This is a genomic window from Hydrogenophaga borbori (assembly GCF_003417535.1).
GTDB classification, from domain to species: Bacteria; Pseudomonadota; Gammaproteobacteria; order Burkholderiales; family Burkholderiaceae_C; genus Hydrogenophaga; species Hydrogenophaga borbori.
Genome location: NZ_QVLS01000001.1, coordinates 615,272 through 640,882 on the forward strand (window position 1 = coordinate 615,272; position 25,611 = coordinate 640,882).

27 protein-coding genes are annotated in these 25,611 nt (G+C 71.8%); 12 read left to right on the forward strand and 15 right to left on the reverse strand.

Features of this window, described 5'->3' with window-relative positions:
- Positions 1 to 38 precede the first annotated feature (38 nt).
- Positions 39 to 872, forward strand: coding sequence for a type I methionyl aminopeptidase (gene map / locus DY262_RS02890; protein WP_116957454.1), 834 nt, complete (start codon positions 39 to 41; stop codon positions 870 to 872).
- Positions 873 to 884: 12 nt separating this feature from the next.
- Complete coding sequence (locus DY262_RS02895) at positions 885 to 3,515, forward strand: [protein-PII] uridylyltransferase (protein ID WP_116957455.1); 2,631 nt, start codon at positions 885 to 887, stop codon at positions 3,513 to 3,515.
- Positions 3,516 to 3,540: 25 nt separating this feature from the next.
- On the opposite strand, the gene selD is transcribed toward DY262_RS02895, so the two are convergent.
- Together selD and senB are read right to left on the reverse strand one after the other, a co-directional pair.
- Entirely contained in the window at positions 3,541 to 4,614 is a 1,074-nt protein-coding gene (gene selD / locus DY262_RS02900) for a selenide, water dikinase SelD (RefSeq protein ID WP_116957456.1), read from the reverse strand.
- A complete protein-coding gene (gene senB, locus DY262_RS02905; RefSeq protein ID WP_116957457.1) occupies positions 4,611 to 5,639 on the reverse strand; it encodes a selenoneine biosynthesis selenosugar synthase SenB in 1,029 nt (342 codons plus the stop codon). Before senB ends, selD begins: the two co-directional genes overlap by 4 nt.
- Between senB and senA the strand changes: the two genes are divergently transcribed.
- From senA to phnE, 4 genes are all read left to right on the forward strand, one after another.
- Positions 5,629 to 6,843, forward strand: a complete 1,215-nt coding sequence (gene senA, locus DY262_RS02910) for a selenoneine synthase SenA (RefSeq protein WP_116957458.1) — start codon at positions 5,629 to 5,631, stop codon at positions 6,841 to 6,843. The genes senB and senA overlap by 11 nt on opposite strands.
- A 91-nt stretch (positions 6,844 to 6,934) precedes the next feature.
- On the forward strand, positions 6,935 to 7,768 hold the full coding sequence (locus DY262_RS02915; RefSeq protein ID WP_116957459.1) for a phosphonate ABC transporter ATP-binding protein: 834 nt from the start codon (positions 6,935 to 6,937) through the stop codon (positions 7,766 to 7,768).
- Positions 7,769 to 7,776: 8 nt separating this feature from the next.
- The gene (locus tag DY262_RS02920; protein ID WP_116957460.1) at positions 7,777 to 8,616 is read left to right on the forward strand and encodes a PhnE/PtxC family ABC transporter permease; all 840 of its coding nucleotides are present in this window, start codon (positions 7,777 to 7,779) and stop codon (positions 8,614 to 8,616) included.
- Positions 8,613 to 9,422 (forward strand): phosphonate ABC transporter, permease protein PhnE, encoded by an 810-nt coding sequence (gene phnE / locus DY262_RS02925; RefSeq protein ID WP_116957461.1) that lies wholly within the window; start codon positions 8,613 to 8,615, stop codon positions 9,420 to 9,422. Before DY262_RS02920 ends, phnE begins: the two co-directional genes overlap by 4 nt.
- A 9-nt stretch (positions 9,423 to 9,431) precedes the next feature.
- Here phnE and DY262_RS02930 read toward each other — a convergent pair whose 3' ends face one another.
- On the reverse strand, positions 9,432 to 9,863 hold the full coding sequence (locus DY262_RS02930; protein WP_116957462.1) for a hypothetical protein: 432 nt from the start codon (positions 9,861 to 9,863) through the stop codon (positions 9,432 to 9,434).
- On the opposite strand from DY262_RS02930, the gene DY262_RS02935 reads away from it, so the two are divergent.
- Positions 9,856 to 10,416, forward strand: a complete 561-nt coding sequence (locus tag DY262_RS02935) for a helix-turn-helix domain-containing protein (protein WP_116957463.1) — start codon at positions 9,856 to 9,858, stop codon at positions 10,414 to 10,416. The two genes, DY262_RS02930 and DY262_RS02935, sit on opposite strands and share 8 nt — an antisense overlap.
- 63 nt (positions 10,417 to 10,479) lie before the next feature.
- On the opposite strand, the gene DY262_RS02940 is transcribed toward DY262_RS02935, so the two are convergent.
- The 5 genes from DY262_RS02940 to DY262_RS02960 all read right to left on the reverse strand — a co-directional run bounded on the left by DY262_RS02940 (position 10,480) and on the right by DY262_RS02960 (position 14,125).
- The gene (locus DY262_RS02940) at positions 10,480 to 11,598 is read right to left on the reverse strand and encodes a PQQ-dependent sugar dehydrogenase (protein ID WP_116957464.1); all 1,119 of its coding nucleotides are present in this window, start codon (positions 11,596 to 11,598) and stop codon (positions 10,480 to 10,482) included.
- 89 nt (positions 11,599 to 11,687) lie between these two features.
- Positions 11,688 to 12,272 carry an NnrU family protein gene (locus tag DY262_RS02945; RefSeq protein ID WP_116957465.1) on the reverse strand — a complete coding sequence of 195 codons (585 nt, stop codon included), beginning with the start codon at positions 12,270 to 12,272 and terminating at the stop codon, positions 11,688 to 11,690.
- A 43-nt stretch (positions 12,273 to 12,315) separates the two neighbouring features.
- Positions 12,316 to 12,987 (reverse strand): DsbA family protein, encoded by a 672-nt coding sequence (locus DY262_RS02950; RefSeq protein ID WP_116957466.1) that lies wholly within the window; start codon positions 12,985 to 12,987, stop codon positions 12,316 to 12,318.
- 114 nt (positions 12,988 to 13,101) lie between these two features.
- The gene (locus tag DY262_RS02955; protein WP_116957467.1) at positions 13,102 to 13,470 is read right to left on the reverse strand and encodes a hypothetical protein; all 369 of its coding nucleotides are present in this window, start codon (positions 13,468 to 13,470) and stop codon (positions 13,102 to 13,104) included.
- 16 nt (positions 13,471 to 13,486) lie between these two features.
- The gene (locus DY262_RS02960) at positions 13,487 to 14,125 is read right to left on the reverse strand and encodes a LysE family translocator (protein WP_116957468.1); all 639 of its coding nucleotides are present in this window, start codon (positions 14,123 to 14,125) and stop codon (positions 13,487 to 13,489) included.
- Positions 14,126 to 14,274: 149 nt separating this feature from the next.
- On the opposite strand from DY262_RS02960, the gene DY262_RS02965 reads away from it, so the two are divergent.
- Complete coding sequence (locus DY262_RS02965) at positions 14,275 to 14,784, forward strand: MarR family winged helix-turn-helix transcriptional regulator (protein ID WP_116957555.1); 510 nt, start codon at positions 14,275 to 14,277, stop codon at positions 14,782 to 14,784.
- Positions 14,771 to 15,454, forward strand: a complete 684-nt coding sequence (locus DY262_RS02970) for a GNAT family N-acetyltransferase (protein ID WP_116957469.1) — start codon at positions 14,771 to 14,773, stop codon at positions 15,452 to 15,454. Before DY262_RS02965 ends, DY262_RS02970 begins: the two co-directional genes overlap by 14 nt.
- A gap of 304 nt (positions 15,455 to 15,758) precedes the next feature.
- Here DY262_RS02970 and DY262_RS02975 read toward each other — a convergent pair whose 3' ends face one another.
- Together DY262_RS02975 and DY262_RS02980 are read right to left on the reverse strand one after the other, a co-directional pair.
- On the reverse strand, positions 15,759 to 16,997 hold the full coding sequence (locus tag DY262_RS02975; protein WP_116957470.1) for an NAD(P)/FAD-dependent oxidoreductase: 1,239 nt from the start codon (positions 16,995 to 16,997) through the stop codon (positions 15,759 to 15,761).
- Positions 16,998 to 17,055: 58 nt separating this feature from the next.
- Positions 17,056 to 17,727 carry a FadR/GntR family transcriptional regulator gene (locus DY262_RS02980; protein WP_116957471.1) on the reverse strand — a complete coding sequence of 224 codons (672 nt, stop codon included), beginning with the start codon at positions 17,725 to 17,727 and terminating at the stop codon, positions 17,056 to 17,058.
- A gap of 151 nt (positions 17,728 to 17,878) precedes the next feature.
- Between DY262_RS02980 and DY262_RS02985 the strand changes: the two genes are divergently transcribed.
- Both DY262_RS02985 and DY262_RS02990 read left to right on the forward strand, forming a co-directional pair.
- On the forward strand, positions 17,879 to 18,751 hold the full coding sequence (locus DY262_RS02985) for a fumarylacetoacetate hydrolase family protein (protein ID WP_116957472.1): 873 nt from the start codon (positions 17,879 to 17,881) through the stop codon (positions 18,749 to 18,751).
- 39 nt (positions 18,752 to 18,790) lie between these two features.
- The gene (locus tag DY262_RS02990) at positions 18,791 to 19,780 is read left to right on the forward strand and encodes a tripartite tricarboxylate transporter substrate binding protein (RefSeq protein ID WP_070398601.1); all 990 of its coding nucleotides are present in this window, start codon (positions 18,791 to 18,793) and stop codon (positions 19,778 to 19,780) included.
- A gap of 102 nt (positions 19,781 to 19,882) precedes the next feature.
- On the opposite strand, the gene DY262_RS02995 is transcribed toward DY262_RS02990, so the two are convergent.
- The 4 genes from DY262_RS02995 to DY262_RS03010 form a co-directional block, all read right to left on the reverse strand.
- Positions 19,883 to 20,401, reverse strand: a complete 519-nt coding sequence (locus DY262_RS02995; protein ID WP_116957473.1) for a hypothetical protein — start codon at positions 20,399 to 20,401, stop codon at positions 19,883 to 19,885.
- 147 nt (positions 20,402 to 20,548) lie between these two features.
- Complete coding sequence (locus DY262_RS03000) at positions 20,549 to 21,202, reverse strand: hypothetical protein (protein WP_116957474.1); 654 nt, start codon at positions 21,200 to 21,202, stop codon at positions 20,549 to 20,551.
- The gene (locus DY262_RS03005) at positions 21,199 to 22,224 is read right to left on the reverse strand and encodes an MlaD family protein (protein ID WP_116957475.1); all 1,026 of its coding nucleotides are present in this window, start codon (positions 22,222 to 22,224) and stop codon (positions 21,199 to 21,201) included. The genes DY262_RS03000 and DY262_RS03005 overlap by 4 nt, the downstream gene beginning before the upstream one ends.
- A 4-nt stretch (positions 22,225 to 22,228) precedes the next feature.
- Positions 22,229 to 23,035, reverse strand: a complete 807-nt coding sequence (locus DY262_RS03010; protein ID WP_116957556.1) for an ABC transporter permease — start codon at positions 23,033 to 23,035, stop codon at positions 22,229 to 22,231.
- 163 nt (positions 23,036 to 23,198) lie between these two features.
- Here DY262_RS03010 and DY262_RS03015 point away from each other — a divergent pair, with 163 nt between their 5' ends.
- Positions 23,199 to 24,764 carry a fatty acyl-CoA synthetase gene (locus DY262_RS03015; protein WP_220377549.1) on the forward strand — a complete coding sequence of 522 codons (1,566 nt, stop codon included), beginning with the start codon at positions 23,199 to 23,201 and terminating at the stop codon, positions 24,762 to 24,764.
- Positions 24,765 to 24,788: 24 nt separating this feature from the next.
- On the opposite strand, the gene DY262_RS03020 is transcribed toward DY262_RS03015, so the two are convergent.
- Positions 24,789 to 25,586 (reverse strand): siderophore-interacting protein, encoded by a 798-nt coding sequence (locus DY262_RS03020; RefSeq protein ID WP_425459282.1) that lies wholly within the window; start codon positions 25,584 to 25,586, stop codon positions 24,789 to 24,791.
- Positions 25,587 to 25,611: the final 25 nt, after the last annotated feature.

Below are 25,611 nucleotides of genomic sequence, written 5' to 3' on the forward strand. Positions count from 1 at the left end.
CGGTGTGCGGGCGGGGTCCGGTGGGATAATTGCGCCCCATGAGCATCACCTACAAGGACGCCGCCGGCATCGAGGGCATGCGCACCGCCTGCCGCCTCGCCTCCGAAGTGCTGGACTACCTCACGCCGCTGATCCAGCCCGGCATGACCACGCTCGAGATCGACCGCCTCGCGGCCGACTACATGAAGCAGCAGGGCACCCGCTCGGCCACCATCGGCTACCAGCCCAGCGGCTACCCGCCCTACCCCGGCCACCTGTGCACCTCCATCAACCAGGTGGTCTGCCACGGCATCCCGAACGAAAAACCGCTCAAGAAGGGCGACATCCTCAACGTCGACGTCACCGTCATCACGCCCGAGGGCTGGTACGGCGACAACAGCCGCATGTTCCTGATCGGCGGCGAGGCCGCCTGCTCGATCCAGGCCCGCCGCCTGTGCCAGGTGACCTTCGAGGCCATGTGGAAGGGCATCGTGCTGGTGCGTCCGGGCGCGCGCCTGGGCGACATCGGCCACGCCATCCAGACCTACGCCGAAGGCAATGGCTTCAGCGTGGTGCGCGAGTTCTGCGGCCACGGCATCGGCCAGCGCTTCCACGAAGAGCCCCAGGTGCTGCACTACGGCCGCCCGGGCACGCTGGAAGAACTCAAGCCCGGCATGACCTTCACCATCGAGCCCATGATCAACGCCGGCCGGCGCGAGATCAAGGAACTGGGCGATGGCTGGACCATCGTCACGCGCGACCGCTCGCTCTCGGCCCAGTGGGAGCACACCGTGCTGGTCACCGAGACCGGCTACGAGGTGCTCACCTGGTCGGCCGGCAACATCGCGCCGCCGGCCTTCGTGAACCCGGCCCCGGCCAGCGTCGCGGCCTGAAGGGGCGTCCCGGTGGACGACCTGGCCAGCCTGCGCCAGCAGTACCGTGAGCACAAGCAGGCGGTGTTCGCCGCCCTGCTGCAGACGGGTGCCTCCACCCGCGGCGTGCGCCAGGCCCTGCACCAGCTCGCCCGCCTGACCGACCAGACCCTGCGCACGCTGTGGCAGCGCGCCGGCTTCGGCCCGCGCTTCGCCCTGGTGGCCGTGGGCGGCTATGGGCGCGGCGAGCTGTTCCCGCATTCCGACGTCGACGTGCTGGTGCTGCTGCCCGAGGGCTGCGAGCCCGACGCCGACGACACCCTCAAGGCCCGCATCGAGGGCTTCATCGGCGCCTGCTGGGACCTCGGCCTGGAAATCGGCTCCAGCGTGCGCACCGTCGACGAGTGCGCCACCGAAGCCGAGAAGGACGTGACCGTCCAGACCTCGCTGCTCGAATGCCGGCTCATCGCCGGCCACCAGGCGGGCTTCCGGCGCCTGGTGGGCCGCCTGGGCGAGGCCATGGACCCCAAGGCCTTCTTCGTGGCCAAGACGCTGGAGATGCGCCAGCGCCACCACAAGTTCGAGAACACGCCCTACGCGCTGGAGCCCAATTGCAAGGAGTCGCCCGGCGGCCTGCGCGACCTGCAGATGATCCTCTGGGTGGCAAAGGCCGCCGGCCTGGGCCGCAGCTGGGACGAGCTCGCCCGCCGCGGCCTGGCCACGCCGCTGGAGGCGCGCCAGATCAAGGCCAACGAGGCCCTGCTGAGCCTGATCCGCGCGCGCCTGCACCTGCTCGCCCACCGCCGCGAAGACCGCCTGGTCTTCGACCTGCAGACCGCCGTGGCCGAGACCTTCGGCTTCAAGCCCCAGCTGCCCGCGCCCGGCGAGACCAACCCGCGCGGCACGCGCCGCGCCAGCGAGGCGCTGATGAAGCGCTACTACTGGGCGGCCAAGGCGGTCGCGCAGCTCAACCAGATCCTGCTGCTCAACATCGAGGAGCGCCTGGGCGACACCGAGCCCGGCGTGATGCGCCTGCGCCCCATCAACGAGCGCTTCTTCGACAAGGCCGGCATGCTGGAGGTGGCCAGCGACAACCTCTACTTCCAGCAGCCGCACGCCATCCTCGAAACCTTTCACATCTACCAGACCACGGTCGGCATCAAGGGCCTGTCGGCGCGCACCCTGCGCGCGCTGTACAACGCGCGCCCGGTGATGAACGCGAAGTTCCGCGCCGACCCGACCAATCGCGCCCTCTTCCTGCGCATCCTGATGGAGCCGCAGGGCATCACGCACGCCATGCGGCTGATGAACCAGACCTCGGTGCTGGGCCGCTACCTCTGGGTGTTCCGCCACATCGTGGGGCAGATGCAGCACGACCTGTTCCACGTCTACACCGTGGACCAGCACATCCTGATGGTGCTGCGCAACATGCGCCGCTTCTTCATCCCCGAGCACTCGCACGAGTACCCCTTCTGCTCGCAGCTCGCGGCCGGCTGGGACAAGCCCTGGCTGCTCTACATCGCCGCCCTCTTCCACGACATCGCCAAGGGCCGCGGCGGCGACCACTCCGAGCTCGGCGCGCACGACGTGCGCAGCTTCTGCCGACAGCACGGCATCCCGCGCGAGGACACGCGCCTGATCGAATTCCTGGTGGCCGAGCACCTCACCATGAGCCGGCTGGCGCAAAAGGCCGATCTGTCCGACCCCGACGTCATCGCCGCCTTCGCGCAGCGCGTGGGCGACGAGCGCCGCCTCACGGCGCTGTACCTGCTCACCGTGGCCGACATCCGCGGCACCAGCCCCAAGGTGTGGAATGCCTGGAAGGGCAAGCTGCTGGAAGACCTGTACCGCTACACGCTGCGCGTGCTGGGCGGGCGCGCGCCCGACCCGGGCGCCGAGATCGAAGGCCGCAAGCGCGAGGCGTTGCAGATGCTCGCGCTGCACGCCCTGCCCCACAACGCGCACAAGGCGCTGTGGGACACGCTGGACGTGAGCTACTTCATGCGCCACCAGGCCGACGAGATCGCCTGGCACACGCGGGTGCTCACGCGCGAGTTGGCCAAGCCCGGGCGCGACCCCAGCCGCGCCATCGTGCGCGCGCGCCTCTCACCGGCCGGCGAAGGCCTGCAGGTGCTGGTGTACGCGGCCGACCAGGCCGACCTGTTCGCGCGCATCTGCGGCTACTTCGACATGTCGCAGTTCAGCATCCTGGACGCGCGCGTGCACACCACCCTGACCGGCCACGCCCTGGACACCTTCCAGGTCATCGTGCCCGAGATGGCCGAGCACTACCGCGAACTGGTGGCCATGGTCGAGGCCCGGCTGCCACAGGTCATCGACGAGCGCGGCCCGCTGCCGCCGCCCACCAAGGGCCGGCTGTCGCGTCGCGTGAAGAGCTTTCCGATCACGCCGCGCGTGGACCTGCGGCCCGACGAAAAGGCCCAGCGCTGGCTGCTGTCGGTCTCGGCCAGCGACCGCGCGGGCCTGCTCTACGGCATCTCGCGCGTGCTGGCGCGCCACGAGATCAGCGTGCAGCTGGCCAAGATCACCACCCTGGGCGAACGCGTGGAGGACACCTTCCTCATCAGCGGGCCCGAGCTGCAGGTGAACAAGCGGCAGATCCAGATCGAGACCGAACTGCTGGAAACGCTCGAAGGCCATTGAGGGCGCCCGCCGCGCCCCCCCGGTGTCAATCCACCCGCAGGCGCGCGCCGTCGCCGCTGGCGTCCAGCACCTCGCCAATCTCGGCCGCCTGCTCGAAGCCGTGGCGGCGGAAGGTGGCCAGCACCTCGTCCACGCTGGCGGCGTCGCAGGCCACCAGCAGGCCGCCGCTGGTCTGGGGGTCGCTCAGCAGGGCCTGCTCGACCGACTGCAGACCCGCGCCCAGGCGCACCTCGTGCCCATAGGCCGCCCAGTTGCGGCCCGAGGCGCCCGTCACCATGCCGGCGCCGGCCAGTTCGCGCACGCCGGGGATCAGCGGCACGCGCGACCAGTCCAGGCGCACGGTCTTGTTCGCGCCGCGCGCCATTTCCATCGCATGGCCCGCGAGGCCGAAGCCGGTCACGTCGGTCAGGGCGTGCACGCCGGGCAGCCTGGCCAGGTCGGGGCCCGGCGTGTTCAGGCGCGTGGTGGTGTCGATCATGGCGGCGTAGCCGGCCGCATCGAGCCGCTCCTTCTTGAGCGCGGCCGACAGCACGCCCACGCCCAGCGGCTTGCCCAGCACCAGGCGGTCGCCGGTCTGGGCGTCGGCGTTGCGCTTGATCCGTGCGGGGTGGACCAGGCCCATGGCCACCAGGCCGTAGATGGGCTCCACCGAATCGATGGTGTGGCCGCCCGCGATGGGGATGCCGGCGGCGCGGCACACGTCCTGCCCGCCCTGCAGGATGCGGCCGATGGTCTCGGTGCTCAGCACGCTGATGGGCATGCCCACCAGCGCGAGTGCCATGATGGGTGTGCCGCCCATGGCGTAGACGTCGCTGATGGCGTTGGTGGCCGCGATGCGCCCGAACTCGTAGGGGTCGTCCACGATGGGCATGAAGAAGTCGGTGGTGGCGATCAGCGCCTGCTCGTCGTTGAGGCGGTACACGGCCGCATCGTCGGCGGTTTCGATGCCCACCAGCAATTCCTGGGGCATGGGCATGCCGGTGCTGCCCTTGAGGATGTCGCTGAGCACGCCGGGGGCGATCTTGCAGCCGCAGCCGCCACCGTGCGACAGGCTGGTGAGGCGGGGTTGGGCGGCGGCGGTGGGGATGGGGGCGTTCACGAAGGGGTCTCCGGTTCGGTGGCCGGCGCGGGTTCGCGCGGGCGGACGTCGTTCAACAGGGCCAGCAGCGCCTGGCGTTCGGCCTCGGGCTCGAACAGCGGCGCGCGTGCGGCGCATTGTGCGGCCAGGCGCGCGAGCCTGCCATCGGCCTCGGCCATGTCCGCACGGCACCCGCGCAGCAGGGCCGCCAGGGCGGGCGCATCGCCCACCGGAAAGTAACCGCCATAGGCCTCGCCCAACATGCCGACGTTGCCGTCGATGCGCGAGGCCAGCACCGGCGTGCCGCCGCGCACCGCCTCCAGCACGGCGTGCGCGCCGCCCTCCAGGCGGCTGGCGTGCACCAGCACGTGCGCGCGCTGCAGGCGGCGCAGCACGTCGGCGTGCGGCAGCGGGCCCAGCCAGCGGTAGTGCGGGCAGGCCGCGGCGGTGGCCCGCGCAGCCGCGCCGAGCGCCGGGTCCAGGGCATCGCCGATGTGGTCGATGCGGATGCCTTCGCCGGGGACGATCAGCCGCGCCGCCTCGAACAGCGTCTGCGGCGATTTCTCGTCGCGCAGGTGGCCCACCATCAGCGCGCGCAGGAAGCGCCGGGGCTTGGGCAGGGGCGCGCGCGCGGGACCCGACTGGAACACCACGCGGCAGCGCTCGCGCAGCGGCGGCGGCAGCGCCAGCGGCCCGCGCTCTTGCAGCACCACCAGGCGGTGCGCGAGTGCCAGCGAGCGGCGGGCGTCGGCGTCGCCCTGGATGTCGCGGTACAGGTCGGTGCCCGTCAGCACCACCACCAGGGGCGCGAGTGGGTGCCCCTTCGCCCAGGCCGCGACGGACGCCGCCGAGCGGCGCGCGTGCAGCGCGATCAGTGCCGCCGGCGTCTCGTGCAGCCTGGCCTCGGGCCATTCGCGCACGACCACCACCCGATAATGCCCCGCGAGCAGGCGCGCCCAACGCCGCGCGGTCTGCCAATTGCCGTTGTTCGCGTCGGCCAGCGACGGCGTGACGATGCACAACAGGGGTTTGTGGATGGTGGCCATCGATCAAGGGATTCTGTCGGAGCCCGGCGACGCCTGCGGCGCGGCGGCCGAGCAGGCCCGCCGGGGTGGTCGGGAAACGCTGGCCGCCCTGCTGCGCCGCACGCGCGCGCGCACCCTGCGCCTGGCCCAGGCCTACGAGGCCGCGCTGGGCCCTGGCCTGCGCGTGCCGCGGTCGCCCGAACTCAACCCGCCGCTGTGGGAGCTGGGCCACCTCGGCTGGTTCGCCGACCGCTGGATCGCGCGCCAGCCCACGCCGCAACGCGAGCGCGGCGCGCGCGCCGACCCCCTGGCGCCGCTGGCGCCGGCGCGCCAGGCCGTGCGCGGCCTCGACGCCGACGCGCTCTACGACAGCAGCGCGGTGCCGCACGACGCCCGCTGGTCGCTGCCCCTGCCCGACCTGGCCACCACCCGCGCCGACCTGCAGGCCAGCCTGGACGACACCCTGGCCTGGCTGGCGCGCGCGCCCGAGACCGACGACGGCCTGTACGCCTTTCGCCTCGCCCTCTTCCACGAGGACATGCACAACGAGGCATGGATCTGCATGGCCCAGGTGCTGGACATCGATCCCGGCGAGGCCGCGCCCTCGCCCCCGGCCGCGCGCGAAGGCACGCTGCACCTGCCCGCCGGGCCCTGGACCCTGGGCTGGCGCGGCCCGGGCTTCGCCTTCGACAACGAATGGCCGGGCCAGACCGTCGAGCTCGCGGCCGTCGACATCGATGCGGCCCCGGTGAGCTGGGCGCGCTACCTGCCCGCCATCGAGGCCGGGGCCGTGCCCGTGCCACGCTTCCTCCAACACAAGGCCGGCGGCTGGTGGCAGCGCGCCCAGGGCCGCTGGCGGGTGCTGGACCCGCAGGCGCCGGTCTGCCACGTCAGCGCCACCGAAGCCCAGGCCTGGTGCGCCTGGACCGGCCGGCGCCTGCCCACCGAAGCCGAATGGGAGCGCGCGGCGCTCAGCGCGCCCGGCTTCGCCTGGGGCCAGGTCTGGGAATGGACCGCTAGCGCCTTCGCCCCCCACCCGGGCTTCGAGCCGCACCCCTACCGCGACTACTCCCAGCCCTGGTTTGACGGCCGGCCCGTGCTCAAGGGCGCCAGCTGGGCCAGCGCGCCGCAGATGCGCCACCCGCGCTACCGCAATTTTTTCGGCGCGCCGCGCAACGACATCCTCGCGGGCTTTCGCAGCGTGGCCCTGCCGGCCGCGCGCTGAACGCGCCCCGGGTGGCGCGGGCCGGCCTTGCGGCCGGGATGGGCGTTCGCGGTCTAATCCGGGCTTCGTCCCCGCACCGGAGCCACCCGTCTTGGAGATCGCCCTCGAACAGCTCAGCGCGCGCCACCCCGCGGCGCGCGCCACCCAGCCCGCCGCCGTGCAGGACCTGAGCCTGCGCGTGGCCGCGGGCGAACAGCTCGCGGTGATTGGCCCGTCGGGCGCTGGCAAGACCACGCTGCTGCAGCTCATGGCCTGCGCCATGCCGCCCAGCGAAGGGCGCCTGAGGCTCGATGGCGCCGATCCCTGGACGCTGCCGCGCGACGAGCTGCGCCGCCTGCGCGGGCGCCTGCTGCTCGCACCGCAGGTCCCGCCGCTGCCGCCGCGCCAGCGCGTGGTCACGGCCGTGCTGGCGGGCCGGCTGCCCGCCATGGGCCTGTGGGCCAGCCTGCGTTCGCTGCTGCGCCCGAGCGACATCCCCGCCGCCTTCGCCGCGCTCGAGCGCTTCGACCTCGGCGACAAGCTCTTCGAGCGCGTGGACCGCCTCTCCGGCGGCGAGCGCCAGCGCGTGGGCCTGGCGCGCACCCTGCTGGCGCCGGCCACCGCCTGGCTGGTGGACGAACCGCTCTCGGCCCTGGACCCGACGCGCGCGCGCCAGGCCATCCGCACCCTCGTCGAGGGCGCGCGCGAGCGCCGCGCCACGCTGGTGGCCACCCTGCACCAGGTGGACGTGGCGCTGGCGCACTTCCCGCGCATCGTGGGCCTGCGCGACGGCCGCCTGGCCTTCGACCTGCCCGCCGCCGAAGTCACGCGCGAACGCCTGGCGCGCCTGTACGACCGGTTCGAACACGAGCTGCAAGGCGGCGCGCCCGCGACCCCATCGCCCGAGCCCGGGGCGGCCGTGCCGCCCATGCTGATGTGCCGCTGAAGCCCGCAATGAACACCGCCCCGGCCCCGCGCGCCGCTCCCACCCGCGACCCGGCCTGGCTGTCGCGGGTGTTCTGGATCGGCGCCGCGCTGGTGATGCTGTGGCCGCTGGGCGTGGCCACCGAGTTCCGGCCCTGGGTGCTGTTCGAGCCCCGCAACCTGCGCGTCTCGGCGCAGTTTCTGGGCAGCTTCCTGCCGCCCGCGCGGGACGGCGAATTCCTCGCGCTGGTGGCGCGAGAGACCTGGCGCACGGTGGCCATTGCCACCGCCGGCATGGCGCTGGCCATGCTGATCGCCGTGCCGCTCACGCTCGCCGCCACGCGCGTGCTCTCGCTGTCCGCCCTGTCGGGGCGCATGGCGCGCGGGCCCTGGGTGGTGCGCCAGGCGGTGCGCTGGTTGCTGATCGTGCTGCGCAGCGTCCCCGAGCTGGTCTGGGCCCTGGTCTTCGTGCGCGTGGTGGGCCTGGGACCCACCGCCGGCGTGCTGGCCATCGCCCTCACCTACGGCGGCATGCTCGGCAAGGTCTACGGCGAGATCCTGGAAAGCGGCGAGCCCCACGCCACGCAGACCCTGCTGCGCAACGGCGCCTCGCGCCTGCAGGCCTTCTGCTACGGCCTGCTGCCCACCAACGCGGCCGAGCTCACCAGCTACACCGTCTACCGCTGGGAATGCGCCATCCGCTCTTCGGTGGTGCTGGGCTTCGTGGGCGCGGGCGGCCTGGGTCAGCAGCTCGACAACTCCATGAAGATGTTCAACGGCGGCGAGGTGGCCACCATGTTGCTGGTTTTCATGGCCCTGGTGGCGCTGGCCGACCGCGTGAGCGCGGGACTGCGAAAGGCGCTCGGATGAATCCCTGGCCGCCCGCCCCGCCCTCCCTGCTCGACCCGCGCGGCAAGGCCCTGTGGTTCCTGCTGGCGCTGGCCGCGCTGGTCGTCGCCAGCTTCTGGTCGCTGGACCTGCAGTGGCGTCAGTTCCTGTCGCTGGACGCGGCGCGCAGCATGGGCCGCTTCCTCGGCGAGTTCTTCCCGCCCGACACCTCGCCCGCGTTCTTGCGCCGCGTGGCCCAGGGCACCTGGGAAACGCTGGCCATGTCAGCCCTGGGCACCGGCCTGGCGGCCGCGGCGGGCCTGGCGCTGGCGCTGCCGGCCAGCCGGCGGCCCGGCGGTGGTGCGTCCTGGGCGCGCGGCCCCACGCGGCTGCTGCTCAATGCGCTGCGCAGCATCCCCGAGCTGGTGTGGGCCGCGCTGCTGCTCATCAGCGCCGGCCTGGGGCCTTTCGCCGGCACCCTGGCCCTGGCCTTCCACACGGCCGGCGTGCTGGGCCGCCTGTTCGCCGAGGCCATCGAGAACGCCCCGCCCGGCCCGGCCGCCGCGCTGCGCGTGCAGGGCGTGGGCGGCGTACGGGTGTTCTGCTACGCCACGCTGCCGCAGGTGCTGCCGCAGCTGCTGAGCTACACCCTCTACCGCTGGGAGAACAACATCCGCGCCGCCGCCGTGCTGGGCGTGGTGGGCGCGGGCGGCCTGGGCCAGATGCTGGCCTTTCACATGGGCCTGTTCCACATGGGCAAGACGGCCACCGTCCTCGGCGCGATGCTGCTGATGGTGGCCCTGGTGGACGCCGCCAGCCACGGGGCCCGGCGGTGGATGACGCGCTGAGCCGCGCGACTACGCAGACGCCTTGTACAACAGCCGCCGGCCGGGTGCGGCGGGCATGGGCAGCAGGAGGGCGTTGCGGACGTGTGGATCGTCGTCGAGCTTGAACAGCAGAGGTCCGACCGACGGGGCCTCGCACGGCGCTGGCGCCCACAGCGCGCCAATCCAGCTCAAGCTCCAACTCGGGCCTGAATCGCGGCGCCGGTCCAGACGGGCAATGCCGGTGAGGTTCGCGACGGGAATCTGGGCCAGCATGTCCAGCAAGGTGGAATCCCACGCCACCAGGGAGGTCTGCGAGACCTTCTTGCCGCGGTAGGAAACGTCGTAGACAAGCAGGTACCAGGGCCGCTCCATCGAGAGCGTGATGGCCTGCCAGTGGCTCTGGCGAGGGGCGACCTGAGAAGGGTGAAAGTGCTGGACGAGGCCGGGGGCGGTGATGAACAAGTGCGAACTCCCAAAATCCCAAAGCCACCCATTTATAGCTCAAATTATCAGTTTAAGCGCATGCAAGGCCAACACTTTTTTGGTGTCTGAACAAGCATCTGAAATACCGCCCTTCCTTGCCCCGCTGGCGGCGAACCTCGTTGCTCTTCGAGCAAAAGGGAACTGGAGCATCAGTGCGCTGGCGGAGCAAGCGCGTGTGAATCGACGAATGATTCGGCTGGTGGAACAGGGGCAGGTCAACGCCTCGCTGAAGACGATAGACAAGTTGGCTCGCGCCCTCGGCGTCACGGCGGGCTCACTGGTAGGAAACCGGCCGCTGGCCCGGCAAGAAGGTGATGCCTTGATCGAGGAAGTTGTGGCGAGGAACCTTGTCTCGGCGAGGAAGGGGCTCAAGCTGACGCAAGAGAAGTTGAGTCAGCAGTCGGGCGTCAACATGCCCGCCATCGCCGACATCGAACGTCAAGCGCGCAACCCCTCTTTGCTCACCCTTGCAAAGCTTGCCGCTTCGCTCGGCTTGTCACTCGAAGCGCTTCTGACCGACTACCGTTCCTAGCAGAACATGCGCCTCAAGGACCGGCGAGGACATCTCCTTGTTCACCTTGGGCGATGCGAATGATCACCGCACCACCAGCCGCAGCACCTTCCCATCGCTGTCGTCCGTCAGCACGTAGAGCCAGCCGTCCGGCCCTTCGCGCACGTCGCGGATGCGCTGGTTCAGCTCGGTCAGCAGGCGCTCCTGGTGCACCACGCGCCCGCCCTCCATCTGCAGGCGCACCAGGTGGCGGAACTTGAGCGAGCCGGTGAAGGCGTTGCCCTGCCAGGCGGCGCCGTAGCGGTCACCGCGCAGGAACACCAGGCCCGAGGGCGCGATGGAAGGCACCCAGTACTGCACCGGCTGCTCCAGGCCCGCGCGGCTGGTCAGGCCGGCACCGATGCGCCCGCCGCCGTAGTTTTCGCCGTAGGTGATGAGGGGCCAGCCGTAGTTCTTGCCGGCCTCGGGACGGTTGAGTTCGTCGCCGCCCTGGGGGCCATGCTCGATGGTCCAGAGCGCGCCGTCCGGCCCCAGGGCCGCGCCCTGGATGTTGCGGTGGCCGAGGGTCCAGATCTCGGGCAGCGCGCGCGCCTGCTGCGTGAACGGGTTGTCGGGGTGCGGCTGGCCGTTGGCCTGCACGCGCACCACCTTGCCGTGGTGGTTGTCCAGGGTCTGCGCGTCGTGCATGCGTTGGTAGCGGTCGCCCAGGGTGAGGAAGAGGCTGCCGTCGTCCGCCTGCACGATGCGGCAGCCGAAGTGCAGCCGGCTGCCCACCTTGGGCTTCTGGCTGAAGACCACGCGCAGGTTCTCGAGCGCGGTGCGGTCGTCCGACAGCCGCGCCGAAGCCATGGCGGTGGAATTGCCCACCAGCCCGGGCTCGCTGTAGCAGAAGTGCACGGTGCGGTTGCGGGCGAAGTCGCGGTCGGTGATGACGTCGAGCAAGCCGCCCTGGCCCACGGCATCGACCTCGGGCAGGCCCTTGAGTGGCGGGCTGAGGCGGCCGTCGGCCTCCACCACCCGCAGGCGCCCGGGGCGCTCGGTCACGAGCAGGCGCCCATCGCCAATGAAGGCCAGGCCCCAGGGGTTCTGCAGGCCGCCGGCCACCACCTCGGGCGTCAGGCGCACCGACGGCTGGGCCAGGGCACAGGCGAAGGCCAGGCCCCCGGCCAGGGCGATGAACAGGGGGCGAAGGCGTCGGATCATGGAGTCTCCCATCGGTGTGAGGTGTTCAAGGCGTGCCCCGATGGAGGCGAGCGCCGGCGCCCGGGTTCCCGTGGGGGCCTGCCCAGGCCCTAACCGAACGGCCGCACGCCGATCAGGAAGCCGTGCGCCCAGAACGCGAACACCGCGTACAGGAGCAGGCCGCCCACCAGCGCGATCGCGTCGTTGGCCTTGCCGGGTCCGAAGGTGTGCGGGGCGCGCAGCAGGCCGGCCGACGCACGGCGCTTGAGCGAGACCCGGTCGGCCACGGCCCAGGCCAGGAAGGCGCCGAACAGCACCACGTCCGCCAGGCCGCCATTGGCCAGCAGGTGGGCCAGCGCCCACAACTTGGTGGCCACCAGCATGGGGTGCTTCGCGGCGCGCTGGATGCGCCCCGGCAGGTAGGCCGACAGCAGCAGCACGAACACCGGCAGCATCAGCACGGCGGCCGCGTGGCGCATGGCCACGGGCGGGGTCCACAGCAGCACCGGGTTCTGCCGCGCGGCGCTGTAGCCGGCCACGATGAGGCCGAAACCGGCCAGGGCCACCAGCGTGTAGAGGCCTTTCCAGGGCCCCTCGCCGATGCGGTGCGCGACCGCGTGCCGCCCGCGCGGCGCGACGATCGACACCGAATGGATGCCAAGAAACAGCACCAGTCCGAGCACAAGCCAGTCCATGGTCGACTCCCGTCGTGGGTGGAACGCAAAGACCGCGATGGTCTCACGGCCCCGGCCGCGCGCGGCGGGCGATCGCCACCTCTTCGGCGACCAACTCGGCCAGCGACTCGGGACCGAAGCGCGTCAGACCGCGGCCGTTGACGAAGAAGGTGGGCGTCTTCTCCACGTAGAGCGCATTGAGGTCTTCCACCTCCTGCTGCAGCAGGGCCGCCATTTCGGGGCGCTGCATGTCCTGCAGGGCACGTTCGATGTCCAGCCCGGCCTGCTTGGCGGCGGCGAAGGCCAGCGAGGGGTTGGGCTGCGCATGATCCGCCCAGGCGGGCTGCGCGTCCAGCACCGCCTCCAGCACGGGCTGGTACAGCCCCTGGCGGCGCGCGGCCTCCAGCAGCTTGACGACGCTGTCCGAGCCCGGATGGAACGGGGCGTAGCGGATCACGAGCTTCACCTCGCTGGGGTACTGCTCCAGCAAGGCCTTGACGAAGGGGTGGAAGGCGCGGCAGGCCTCGCAGGACGGATCGAAGAACTCGACGATCGTCACCGGCGCGCCGGCCGGGCCCAGAACCGGCGAATGCATGCGCTGAAGGCGGGCCGGGTCGGCCCGCTGGGGCGCCGGCGCTTCGGCCGGCGCGCGCTGCTGCCAGGCCCACAGGCCGAGCGCAAAAAAGGTCAGGAGCACGCCCAGCAGGACGGCGGTGGTGAGGGGTCTGGTTTTCATGGGGAATCGGATCGGAACGGGGGCCCTGGCCGGGGCGGCGCGGGCCCGGCGCCGCGCGGGCGGCGAAGGAAGGGAACGTGTGGGATGGCGCGGCGTGCCGCCAGGCGCGGGGCCTCAGGCGGCTTGACGCGGCGCCCCGTGGCGCGCGGCGGGCCAGTTGGGGCGCTCGGGGCGGCTCGGGTGCCCGTCGCTCGGGCGCCAGTGGGCGGCGCTCGGCGCGGCGCCCCGGCAGGCGGGCGGCACCGCGCCGGGTGAAGGCAGCGCCACGCCGTGCGCGTGGCAGGGGTCGCCATCCAGGCCAGCGGACGCCGCGGTCTGGACGGTCTGCGGGGTCACGGCCTCGGGCGCCGCCGCATCGCCGGTGGCGGCGGCCACCGCCACGGCCGCCGAGACCACGCCGTGCCCGCCGTGCGCCAGCGCCGACACCAGCGGCACGCACAGCAGCAGCAAGATCAACAGCCAGCGGCGCACGGACTGGGGCAAACGGTGGCGGCAGCGCTCAGGCCGTGCGCCGCTGTTCCATGGCCAGGCGCACCGCCAGCGCGGCCAGCACCGTGCCCATCACGTAGCGCTGCGCCGCCAGCCAGCGCGGGCTGCGCGCGAACCACAGCGCCAGCGTCGCGGCCGACAGCACGATGCTCAGGTTCACGCAGAAGCTCACCACGATCTGCGTCAGGCCGAGCTGCACGCTCTGCGCGAACACCGAGCCGTGCGCGGGCGAGACGAACTGCGGAAAGATCGACAGGTAGAAGACCGCGATCTTGGGGTTGAGCAGGTTGGTGAAAAAGCCCATGAGAAAGAGCTTGCGCGGCGGGTCGGCCGGCAGGTCCTGCGCCTCGAAGGGCGAGCGCGCGCCCGGCTTGACCGCCTGCCAGGCCAGGTAGAGCAGGTAGGCCGCGCCGGCCCACTTGAGCAGCTCGTAGGCCAGCGGCACCGCCATGAACAGCGCGGTCAGCCCCACGGCCGCCGCGAACATGTGCGCCAGAAAGCCCACGACCACGCCCAGGAGCGAAATCACGCCCGCCCGCCGGCCCTGGCAGAGCGAGCGCGACAGCAGGTACACCATGTTGGGGCCGGGCGTGACGGCCACGAACAGGGCGGCGGCGGCGAACAGCAGCCAGTCGTTCAGGGGAACCAAGGGGCGTCTCCGGTGGGCGGGTGGGGCCGAATGGTAGAGGGTCCGCCGTTTCCGGCGCGGGCGGAGGGAATGGTCCGGCTGACGTGGCAATTTTTCCGGGCTTTAAATTAAATCAATTCCAAGGCATATATCTTGTTATATTTATGGCCATGGAAGACGTTGTCAAAGCGCTCGGTCTGCTGACCCTGGGCACGCGCCTGAAGCGCGTCGGCGAGCGGCTGCAGGCGCAGACGCAGGCCGTCATCGAAGCCGAGGGCGTGGACCTGCCCTCGTCCCACCTGCCGGTGCTGGCCACGCTGCAGCGCCTGGGCCCCCTCACGGTGGGCGACATCGCGCTGGCGCTGGGCGTGAGCCAGCCCGGCGTGACACGGCAGCTGGGCAAGCTGCAGGAAGCCGGCCTGGTGATCGCGCGCCAGTCGGCCGGCGACCTGCGGCTGCGCACCATCGAACTGACCGAGGCCGGCCAGCGCCATGTGGCCCATGCCTGGCGCTACACCTGGCCGGCCATCGAGGCCGCCGTGGCCGAGGCCTGCGCGCCGCACGGCCCCACCCTGCTCGCGCTGCTCCAGGCCCTGGAAGAGGCCCTGGACGCGCAAGACCTGCTTGCGCGCGTGAACCGCCACCCGCGCGCCGCCGCAGAACCCCATGCACCCGCTTGACCGCCCCGTCTGGGCCAGCCTCACCGGCGCGCACGCGCCCCTGTCCGTGGGCGGCGCCCTGGCGCGCCGCTACCGGCCCGACGTCAACCGCTTCGCCGCCACACCCGACGACGGTCCCGAAGCCCTGGCCGCGCTGGCGGCCCTGCTGGCGCCGGGCGAGAGCGCCTTCCTGGCCCAGGTGCCCGCGCTGGTGGTGCCGCCGGGCCTGCGGGTGGCCAAGCAAGGCCTGTGTGTGCAGATGCTGGCCACACGCGCGCTGCGCGACGACGGCGGCCCCGACGCCCTGCTGCGGCTGGGCGAGCCCGACGCGGCCGAGATGCTGGCGCTGGCGACGCTCACCGAGCCCGGACCCTTCCTGCCCCGCACCCATGCGATGGGTGACTTCCTGGGCGTGCGCCGGCCCGGCCGGCTGCTGGCCATGGCCGGCGAGCGCTTCCGCGTGCCGGGCTACGCCGAAGTGAGTGGCGTGTGCACGCACCCCGAGGCGCGCGGCCTGGGCCTGGCGCGGCGCCTGTCGGCGGCGGTGGCGGCGCGCATCCAGGCACGCGGCGAGCAGCCCTTCCTGCACGCCTGGGAAACCAACACGCCGGCGATCGCGCTGTACGAGACGCTGGGTTTTCGGGTACGGACGAAGGTGCACGTGGCGGTGCTGGAGCGCTTGGCCGGCTGAGGCACCGGCCCGCCGAGCCCGCTCGCCTGGCAGCGGCCCGGGGAGCTGCTTTGCAAGGTGTCGGCGCAAGACATCGAGCGCTTCGTGCGCAAGATTGACGCGGCACACGTCGGCAACCGCGTCTGCTGCGACACAACGGCCCCATCGCGCTGGGCGCCCTGCTGCACACGGTTCAGGACGCGTTCTCTCTCAGCCACGCCAACCGCGAGGACCGCCAGGCCAACTGGCTGAAGGTGAAGGCCTGGCTGAAGGACGAGGTCTTCGCCATCAGCCCCCACACGCCGCCAGGCCGCCAGACCCTGGCTCAGCCGAAGCGCGCCGGCGCGTACGGCCGCGGGTCCACCACCGGCGACTCGCCCCCCAGCAGCTCGGCCAGCAGCCGCCCGCTCACCGGCCCCAGCGTGAAGCCCTGGTGCGCGTGGCCGAAGTTGAACCACAGCCCCCGGTGGCGCGGCGCGGCGCCGATGACGGGCAGCATGTCGGCCGTACAGGGACGCGAGCCCATCCAGGGCTGCGCCTCCACGGCCTGCGGCAGATCGAAGAGCTCGCTGGCCAGCGCGTGCGCGCGCGGCACCTGCACCGGCGTGGGCGGTGCGTCGACCCGCGCGAACTCGGCGCCCGTGGTCACGCGCACGCCCTGGCGCATGGGCACGATGACCAGGCCGCCATCGGCGTCGAGCATCGGCAGGCGCGGTGGCTCGCCGCCGCTGTAGTGGCGGTGGTAACCGCGCTTGACGAACAGCGGGTAGCGGTAGCCCAGCGGGCGCAGCAGGCCGTCGGACCAGGGGCCCAGCGCCACCACGGCGTGCGGCGCGTCGATCTCGCCCTCGTCGGTGCGCACCCGCCAGCCCGCGCCCGCCTGGCGCAGCGTGCCGGCGTCGCCGCGCAGCACGCGCCCGCCCGACTGGCCCAGCAGCGCGGCGTAGCGCGCCACGAGTTCGCCCGGGTCGTTCACCGACCAGGGGTCCAGCCAGTGGATGGCGCCGGCCAGGCGCCGGCGCAGCGCCGGCTCGGCCTGCGCGAGCGCCTCGCTGTCGAGCACGGCGTAGCGCACGCCGTACCCGTCGGCCACGCGGCGCGCGTCGGCCACGGCCTGGCGCATCGAGTCGGCCTCGCGGAACGCGTCGCGAAACCCTTCGCGGCGCACCAGGTCCTGCGCGCCCGACCGCTCGATCAGCGCGTGATGCTCGCCCAGGCAGTGTTCGATGAGGCGCGCGTAGGACCGCGCGATGCGCTGGTGGCTCGCGGGGCGCGAGTGCCACCAGTAGCGGCCCAGCGGCCCCGCCAGCGCGGGCAAGGCGCCCAGGTGGTAGTTGACGTCGGCGCCGCGCTTGAGCGCCACGCGCGCGAGCATGGCCCAGTCGCGCGGGAAGGCGTAGGGCTCCACCGCCTCGCGCTGGATAATGCCGGCATTGCCGTAGGAGGTTTCGCGGCCAGGCCCGCGCCGGTCGACCAGGGTGACGGCGTGGCCGCGCTGGCGCAGGTGCAGCGCGGTGCACACGCCGACCATGCCGGCGCCGAGAACGATGACGGGATCTGCCATGAGCGAAGGCGTCGTGAAGAAGCCGGGATTATTCCCGCGCCCCGAGGCCTCGCCCCGCTCAGGACCCCAGCAGGTTCTGCCGCACGCGCAACAGGTGCGCTCGCGTCATCTCCTTCGCGCGCGCTGCGTCGCGGTCGCGCAGCGCGTTCACGATCTCGCGGTGCTCGGCCTGGTAGGCCAGGCGGCGCTCGGGCGTCACGCTCTTCTTCTTGAGCTGGCCCCAGTCGCCCTGGGCGCGCACGGTCTTCATCAGCTCGAACACGTTGGCCACGAAGCTGTTGTGCGCGGCGTCGGCGATGGCCTGGTGCAGCTCGGCGTCCCAATGTTCGAAGGCCTCCAGCGTGGTCGCGCGCTCGGCCTCGTCGCAGCAGCGGTCCATGCGCTGCAGGTCGGCCGCGTTGGCGTTGCGTATGGCCATGTCGATGATGGCCGGCTCCATCGCCAGGCGCGCCTCCATGAGTTCGGCCGGGCTGGTGGTGCGCGACGAGTCCTGCGCGGCGCGGCGCCCCAGGCGCTCGCCGGCTTGCTCGGTGACGTAGGTACCGCTGCCCACGGTCTGCTCGATCAGGCCCTGTTGCTTGAGCGCGAGCAGCGCCTTGCGCACCGTGGTGCGGCTCACACCGTGCTGCTCGGACAGCTCGCGCTCGGTGGGCAGGCGATCGCCCGCGCGCCACTGGCCGCTCTGGACCTGGTCGAGAAGGCTCTGGTGCAACTGGTTGGACAGGCTCATGCGCGGCACTGTACCAAACCAGACCAATTCATCGAGCCGATCGGGCCCAAGGGTATTCCCCCGGTCGATTCATCCTCTGGCGCCCTACCATTGCCGTTCTGGTACCAAATGGTATTTATTGGTATCTTGAATTGAACCATCAGGAGATTTCGTGCGCATCGCCACCTTCGCCCATGAGGGCCAACGCCGTGTCGGCCTCGTGTCGGCCGACGCCCGGTCCGTGACCCCCTTCGACCTGTCGCCCGCCGAGGCCCAGCGCGGCGCCCTCGCCCTGGTCGAGGCCCAGGCCGAGGGCCGGGCCCTGCCGTCCACCCGCGGCGAGCCCATCGCCCTGTCGGCCGTGCGGCTGGAAGCGCCCATCCCCCGGCCGCGGCGCAACCTCTGGTGCGTGGGCCGCAACTACCACGAGCACGCCAAGGAACTGCAGGGCTCGGTCTTCAAGAACAACAACGCCAACCCGGCCCAGTGGCCCATCGTCTTCACCAAGGTGCCGGAGTGCGTGGTCGGCCCCACCGACGCCGTGACCCTGCCCGGCGAGGCCATTTCGTCGCAGATCGACTACGAGGCCGAACTGGCCGTGGTCATCGGCACCGGTGGCAAGAACATCGCCAAGGCCGATGCCATGAAGCACGTCTGGGGCTACACCGCCGTCAACGACGTGACCGCGCGCGACGTGCAGATGCGCCACCAGCAGTGGGACATGGGCAAGAGCTTCGACACCTTCTGCCCCATGGGCCCCTGGATCGTCACGGCCGATGAGCTGGATGGCCAGCACACGCGCGTGCGCTGCTGGGTCAACGGCGAGCAGCGCCAGGACGGCCGCACGGAGGACCTGATCTTCGACATCCCCACGCTGATCGAGACCGTCTCGCGTGGCATCACGCTCTACCCCGGCGACCTGATCGCCACCGGCACGCCGGCCGGCGTGGGCATGGGCCTGAACCCGCCGCAATTCCTGAAGGCCGGCGACGTGGTGCGGGTCGAGATCGACGGCATCGGCTTCATCGAAAACCGCTTTGCCTGAGCCCGCGCCCTTTCCCCACCACCACAGGAGACAGACAGCATGCAACGACGCGACTTCCACCGCCTGCTGGGCGCCTCGGCCCTCGGACTCGGCGGCCTGGGCGGCACCGCCACCGCCTTCGCACAGGACCCGTTCCCGAGCAAGCCCATCACCATGGTGGTGCCCTTCCCGCCCGGCGGCGTGGCCGACGCCGTGGGCCGGCCCGTGGCCGAGGCCATGGCGCGCCACCTGAACCAGTCGGTGGTGGTGGTGAACCGCGGCGGCGCGGGCGGTGCCATCGGCATGGCGCAGGTGGCCAAGGCCCCGGCCGACGGCTACACCGTGCTGATGGCCTTGTCGTCCCTGGTGGTGCTGCCAGAGGCCGACCGCATCCTCAACCGCCCGCCCCAGTTCGAGGTGAACCAGCTGGCGCCCATCGCGCGCATGACGGCCGACCCCACCGTGCTGGTGGTGCGTGCCGACAGCCCCTGGAAGACCTACGCCGAGTTCATCGCCTACGCCAAGGCCAACCCGGGGCGCGTCAGCTTCGGCTCGTCCGGCAACTACGGGACCATGCAGGTGCCGATGGAGCAGCTCAAGGCCGCCACGGGCAGCTTCATGCTGCACGTGCCCTATACCGGCGCGGGCCCGGCCATCGTGGGCCTGCTGGGCGGCCAGGTGGACGCGCTGGCCAGCGGGCCGGCCAGCATCGTGGGCCACATCAAGAGCGGGCGCATGCGCGCGCTGGCGCACTGGGGCGAAGGCCGCCTGGCCCTGCTGCCGGACGTGCCCAGCTTCAAGGAGCTGGGCGTGAACATCGGCTATTCGCAGTGGGCCGGGCTGTTCGCGCCGGCCGGCACGCCGCAGCCGGTGATCGACAAGCTGCGCGAGGCCGCGCGCGCCGCGGCGCGCGACGAGCGCACCATCCAGGTGATGACCACCGCCGGCACGCAGTTCCAGTACCAGGACGCGGCCGAGTTCGACGCCTTCGTGAAGGCCGACGCCGCGGCCATGAAGAGCGTGGTGCAGCGCATCGGCAAGGTGAACTGACGGGGCGATGAACGCTCGCGCAGGCCAAGCCCTTGCTCCCAGGGGGGCGCACGTCCCGTGATCGACGTGCGCCCACGACCGCGACGACACGCCGCCCGCGCCCTAGGCAGCGGCCTGCTGTGCTGCCGCGGCCTGTTGCTGCAGCGCTCCCTGGATGGCCAGGTTGGCCGCGCGCAGCTCGGGCGTGATACGGAAACACGTTCTTTCCCAGGCTGAGCGCTCCCAGGCCTGACCACGCCCTTGATCCTTGCCGAGGATGTACTCCACCGCCGCGCGCACATGGGGATCAGGGTGGTTCTGGAACTGCCTGGCAATACTTCTCTGCGCGTACACGAAGGCCTTGCGCTCGGAATCCAGCTTCAAGGAACCCAGCTCTTCCGTGCCCTTGCTCCGGTTCTTGAGGTAAGCGCGCAGCCCGGCCTGAACCGACCGCTTGTGCGTTGTCAACACGCCACCGTTCTTGCTATAGGCCACGCGCCCATACCGGTCTTCTCGTTTGGGGTCGACAACAAAGTTGATGAATTTTTCGGGATCGGCGACCCGAGCCTCCGGACCCATGGCCCGGTTCTTGTTGCTGAAATCTTTGACGACGTGGCGAATGGCGTTGCTGATGGCACCCATGAATCACTCTCCGTACCCATGAACTGAAGGAGCCGAAGCCGATGGGCTCAGGCATTGGCCTCTCTCAGTGTCACACCATGGCGCAAGGGTTCGACCCCGCACCGGGCCCCATTCGCTAGACCACATGGCCATTCGGCCCCGCCGCGTTCAGCGCCCGCGCGGCGCCACCGCGTCGATGCGCCGCTGCAGACGTTCGGCGCTGGCCGTGTCGCCAGCGGCCTGGGCCGCGCGCTGCTGCACCAGCAGCCAGGCCAGCAGCGGCCGGGCCCAGCCCTGGGCCGAGGCGGTGTCCACCGCCAGCTGCACCAGCGCCGGGCTGGCCTGACCGCGCTGCAGGGCGGCGCCGGCGGCCACCAGTTGCGTCACCGGGTCCGGCACGCCGCGCAGCGCGCCGACCGGGTCGGCCGCCGCGAGCGCGGCGCGGTGCGCGGCCGGCAGGCGCTCGGCGTCACCCGGCCGCAAGCGGTTGGCCAGGTAGCGCGCATAGGCCGCGTCCTCGGGCGTGGCGTCGGCCGCCAGGGCCTCGAAGCCCGCGCAGGGCTCGAACACCAGGGTGGCCGTCCGCAAGGCGCAGCGGTGCAACTCGGCGCGCGCCAGCAGGTCCAGGCGGCCGGTGCGCGCGATGGCGGCGCGCGCCCGCGTGAATTCCACCGCCTCGGTGGCGGTGCGCCCTTCCAGCCAGGCCAGGGCGGCGGCGTCGAGCCCGCTGCGCGCGCTCATCTGCCAGGCCGGGGTGGGCGGTCCGCTGGAACAGGCCGCGAGCGCCAGCGCGAGCAGCAGGGAAACCACGGCCCGGCTCATGGCAGCTTGATCTCCGTGTCGCGCGCGAACGGCCACCTGCGGTTGATGTCGTCGATCAGGCCGTCGATCTTGCGCAGGCTGCTTTCCACGTCGGCGCGCAAGGGGCCCAGGTCGGTGGTGGCCTCGCGCGCGTTGCTGGCCACGCCCTGGGCCTCCACCAGCACGGCGTCCAGCTTCTGCAGGCTACCCCGCGCCTGCTCGAGCAGGCCGTTCATCTGCACCACGGTGGCGCGCACATCGCCCACCACACTGCCCTCGCCGGGCTTGGCGCCCTGGCCGAAAACCTGCCGGTCGGCGTTGGCCACCAGGCTGTCCAGGCGGGTGGCCAGGGCGTCGGCGCGCGCGATCAGCGCGTTGCTGCGCTCGATGGCCTGGCTGAGCTGCTTCGCATCGGCCTCGTTGCCCACCAGCACGCCCATGGCGCCGCGCGGGCCATTGAGCTTCTCGGTGGTGGCGCGCAGGTTGGCCAGCGTGCCTTGCAGCGGCGCGTCCTCGCGCGTGATGGCGTTGAGGTTGTCCAGCAGCGAGCGCGCCGCCGCCGTGATCTGCGGGATCTCGGCCGCCGCGTCGCCGCGCAGCACGGTGCGTTCGGCGCCGTCGGGCAGCGCCGGGTCGTCGAGCACGCCGCTGAAGGCGCGGATGCGCGTGCCGCCCACCAGGCTGCGTTCCATGGTGAAGATGCTGGAGGTGCGCAGCCACTTGGCGTCGCGCTCGCGCACGTCGATCAGGATGCGCGCGTTGCCGTCAGGGGCCAGCTCCACGCGCGTGACGCGGCCGATGGGAAAGCCGGCGAAGGTCATGTCCATGCCCACGGTGACACCCTCGGCATCGTCGGCGATCAGCACCACGCGCTGCGTGGGCTCGAACACACCGCGCGCGAACATCACGTACAGCGCCGAGCCCACCACCAGCAGCAGGGTCAGCGCCATCAGCAGCGCGGCCTTGAACTCCAGACCGCGCACGGGCGGTGGCTCGGGCACCAGGGGTTCCTCGGATGCGGGCGATCGCTCGTGTTCGTTCATGCGTTCAGTAGTAGTTGCCCACCAGGGATCCGATCTCGACCATCAACAGCACGGAGAACAGCCGCGCGAACTCCACCATCTCGCTGCGCGCCACGTAGCGGCCGTGCTCGTCGGGTTCGGCCGCGGCGGCCAGCGGCACCACGGCCACCGCCAGGCTGAAAAACGCGGTCTTGAGCACGAAGATCAGCGAGACCACCGAGTTGAACACGCGCCCGACGTCGTAGGTGTAGGACGGCACCGCCCAGGGCGACAGCCCATGCACCATCAGATAGGTGAGCACCAGGGCCACCACGCCCGACAGCGCGGCCAGCAGCACCACGGCGTGCACGCTGGCCAGGGCACGCGGCAGCAGGGTGCCGGCCAGGCCGGCGATGCCGGGAATGCGCCCGCCCGCGCGCTGGCGCTGGTCCAGCTGGTGGCGCAGCAGTTCGGCGCCCGGCATGGCGTGGCGCAGCGCCACGAACAGGGCCGCGAACAGCGGGATCAGCTCCAGCACCAGGGTGCGCACCAGCACCTCCAGCGCGTACTGCGACAGCCCATAGCTGCCGGCCGTGGCCGTGACGATGCGGATGATGACCAGGCTGATGAGCGCCGACAGCACCAGGAACCAGGGCAGCAGCGGCAGCACCGCCACCACCAGGTGCGACAGCACCGTGCGCGCCCGCCCGCCCGTGTAACTGCTGGGCGAGAGCATCAGCACCATGATCTGCGCGCCCATCTGCAGCGTGTGCCACCAGGCCACCACCTGGGCGCGGCGCAGCCGCGTCTGGCGCCGAAAGCCCTGGTCCACGTTGGAGGTGATGCCACGCATGCGGCGCATGATAGCCAGCGCCGGCGTCGGGCCCGCGTGTCTCAAGCTGAGAAAACCGGGGTCGCGCCGGCGACAACATGGTGAAAACGCCGATGGCCAAGCCGCGGGCGGCCGCTCCAATCGAAGCCTGTTGCCGCCGCCCGTTTACCAGGAGACACCGAGAATGACCACCGCCATCGCACCCGTGGTGCGCCGCCAGACCATCGCCGACGCGCTGCACCGCACCGCCCAGCGCCTGCCCGACAAGCTCGCCATCGCCTGCGGCGACACGCGCTGGAGCTACGCCGACTTCAACGCCCTGGTCACGCGCCTGGCGGCCGGCCTGGCCCAGCTCGGCGTCGAGGAAGGCGACCGCGTGGCCGTGCTGGCGCGCAACTCGCATGGCTTCGCGGCGCTGCGCTTTGCCATCGCGCGCCGGGGCGCGGTGCTGGTGCCCATCAACTTCATGCTCAAGGCCGACGAGGTCGCCTACATCCTTCGCCACGCCGGCGCCAAGACCCTGGCCACCGACAGCGGCCTGGCCGAGCTGGCGCGCGCCGCCGCCGCGCAGGACACCGCCGTGGAGCGCTTCATCTGGCTGCCCAGCGAAGACCCCAGCGAGCCCGACGCCGCCATGCACCGCTTCGACCACCTCGCGGCCTGCGCGGACCCGCTGCCCGAGGTGGGTCTGCAAAGCACCGACCTGGCGCAGATCGTCTACACCAGCGGCACCGAGTCCATGCCCAAAGGCGCCATGCTCACGCACGACGCCGTGCTGTGGCAGTACGTGAGCTGCGTGATCAACGCCGAGATCGCCGAAGCCGACGTCGCCCTGCACGCCCTGCCGCTGTACCACTGCGCCCAGCTCGACGTGTTCTTCGGCCCGGCCATCTACATCGGCAGCAGCAACGTCATCACGGGCAAGCCCGTGCCCGACCACCTGCTGAACCTGCTGGAGAAGCACCGCATCACCAGCTTCTTCGCCCCGCCCACGGTGTGGATCGCCCTGCTGCGCTCGCCGGCCTTCGACGCCGCGCGCCTGACCACCCTGGCCAAGGGCTACTACGGCGCGTCCATCATGCCGGTGGAGGTGCTCAAGGAACTGGCCGCGCGCCTGCCGGCGGTGCGGCTGTGGAACCTGTACGGCCAGACCGAGATCGCGCCGCTGGCCACGATGCTTGGCCCCGAGGACCAGCTGCGCAAGCCCGGCTCCTGCGGCAAGGCGGTGCTCAACGTGGAGACGCGCGTCGTCAACGAACTGATGGAAGACGTCATGCCCGGCGAGGTGGGCGAGGTGGTGCACCGCTCGCCGCACCTGATGCTGGGCTACTTCAACGACGCCGAAAAAACCGCCGCCAGCTTCTCCGGCGACTGGTTCCACAGTGGCGACCTCGCCACCATCGACGCCGAGGGCTACATCACCATCGTCGACCGCAAGAAGGACATGATCAAGACCGGCGGCGAAAACGTGGCCAGCCGCGAGGTCGAGGAAATGATCTACCGCCTGGGCGCGGTGAGCGAGGTCGCGGTGATCGGCCTGCCCGACGCCAAGTGGGTGGAGGCCGTGACGGCGGTGGTGGTGGTCAAGGCCGGCCAGTCGCTCAGCGAGGACGAGGTCATCGCGCACTGCAACGCGAACATGGCCGGCTTCAAGGCGCCCAAGCGCGTGCTGTTCACCGACGCCCTGCCCAAGAATCCCAGCGGCAAGCTGCTCAAGCGCGAGCTGCGGGTGCGCTACGCGACGGGCTGAGCGCGCGCCCGCGCCGGCGCGCGCTCACAGGGTTTCGTGGTGGCCCGCGCTGCCGCGCTTCCAGTAGGCCGAGGCGCGCACGCGCGCCTTGTCCAGGCCATGGCCCTGCACCAGGGCCTGGCGCACGGCGGCCATGCTGGCGGCCTCGCCCGCGGCCCAGGCGAAGCCCTCGCCGGCGGGCAGCGTGAGCGCGGCCACCTCGCGCGCCAGCGCGTCGGCGGCATCGGCCCGGACCCAACGAACCTCGGCCAGCGCCCGCCCCCCGAAGCCGCGGCGGTCGGCTGCATCGGCGGTCTGCGCCACCACCAGCACGCGCGCGCCCTCGGGCAGTTCCTCGAGGCGCCGCGAGATCGCCGGCAAGGCGGTCTCGTCGCCCACCAGCAGGTGCCAATCGAACCCCGTGGGCACCACGAAGGAGCCGCGCGGCCCGCCCACGCCGACCTCGTCGCCCACCCGGGCGCCGGCGGCCCATTCGCTGGCCGCGCCGTCGCCGTGCAGCAGAAACTCGATGTCCAGCCAGCCGGCGGCGGCGTCGAAGGCGCGCGGCGTGTAGTCGCGCATCCGGGGTTTCTCGGCGCCCGGCGGCAGGGCCAGGCCGTCCGGACCGGGCGCGGGCAGCACCAGCGGCGCGCCGGCCCGCGCGGGCAGCATGAGCTTGAGGTGGTCGTCGAAAGAGGCGCTGACGAAATCGCCCAGCCCGTCGCCCGAGAGGCGCAGGCGCAGGAAGTTCGCGCCCAGGCGCCGGATGTCGCTCACCCGCAGGCGGCGCACTTTCAGCGCGTGGCGCACACGCTCCACGCTCAGGGAAGACGGGGTAGAGATGGTCACAAGGGCCTTTTTAGTTGAC